Source organism: Candidatus Saccharimonadia bacterium, assembly GCA_035544015.1.
GTDB lineage: Bacteria > Patescibacteriota > Saccharimonadia > UBA4664 > UBA4664 > UBA5169.
Genome location: DATKIP010000077.1, coordinates 1 through 1,319 on the forward strand (window position 1 = coordinate 1; position 1,319 = coordinate 1,319).

General features: G+C 62.2%; 1 protein-coding gene. It reads right to left on the minus strand.

Translation table 11 applies throughout. From position 1 onward, the window contains the following. Positions 1-1,319, minus strand: a 1,319-nt coding sequence (locus VMT30_05445; protein ID HVQ44382.1) for an IS1182 family transposase, incomplete at both ends; no start/stop codon positions are given.

Genomic DNA, 1,319 nt, shown 5'->3' on the forward strand with positions numbered 1-1,319 from the left:
TTGTAGGCAAGCACGTGCAGCGCCATCTCGGTGGCGACCTTCGGCAGCCGCTTCATCAGGAAGTGCGTCGCGCCCATCCGCATCTTGAGCGTGCCGAAAGGGTGCTCGACCGTCTCGCGGCGCTGACGCATGGCCTGAGGATTCTCGTCGAGACGCCTCTGCACCGTCTCCAGTACATGCTCGTGCTCCCAGCGGGTGATGCGACGCTCCTTGCCCGTCGTGCAGCGGTGCTTGATCGCGCAGGTGCCGCACGCATTGGTCCAGTAGCGCCGCAGCTTCTGCCCGTTCTCCTCGTTCACGTAGTGGAACGTCAGCCGCTCGCCGGCCGGGCAGCGATAGACATCTTCCTCAGGCAGATAGACGAAGTCCTGCTTGCCGAAGCGACCTTCCAACTTCGCGCCCGAGGTCATCGGCTTGGGCAGCGTCACGGTGATCCCCGCGCGATCACAAGCCAGTATCTCAACGCCGTTGAAGTAGCCACGATCGGCGACGGCATCGAGCTTATCAGTCTGCAGAACGGCCTTCGCTCCGTTGGTGACGTTCGCAAGTTGTGAGCGATCCGAGCCCACATTCGTCACCTCGTGCGTGACGATTAGATGGTTCTTGATATCGACCGCGACCTGCACGTTGTAGCCCACGACGCCGGAGCCGCGACCGCTCGTTGCCATCGAGCGGCTGTCAGGGTCGGTCAACGATATCTGCTGATCTGGAGAAGCCAACATCTGCTTCTCCATCGCCGCGAGGCGCTGCATCTCGCTTTCGAGCTTGGCGAGCTTCTCCTTGAGGTGTGCCGTCTTGGCCGCAAGCGCCTCCGACGGCTCCTGCAAATCGGCCGTGTCGAGCTGGCTCAGATACCGCGCGACGCTCGCCTCGAGCTGCGCCCGGCGCCGCTCTACTTTCGCGCGCGTAAAGTTGCGGTCGCGATTGTTGACGGCCTTGAACTTGCTCCCGTCGATGGCGACGCTCGCTTTGGTGAGCAGACCCATGTCGCGGCACAGCGCGACGAACTGGGCGCACACCTTGCGGATCGCAGACCCATTGTCCTTGCGGAAATCGGCAATCGTTTTGTCATCCGGGACCAATCGGCCGAGAAGCCAGATCACCTCGAGATTGCGACCGGCCTCACGCTCCAGCCGCCGGCTCGATTGCACCCGATTGAGATAGCCGTAGATGTAGAGCTTGAGCAGGGCCGAGGGATGATACGAGGGCCGGCCCGTTACTTCCGGCACAACGCCTTCGAACCCGAGCTTGCCCAGATCAAGCGCATCGACGAACGCATCGACCGCGCGAACAGGATTGCTCTCATCAATCCATTCATC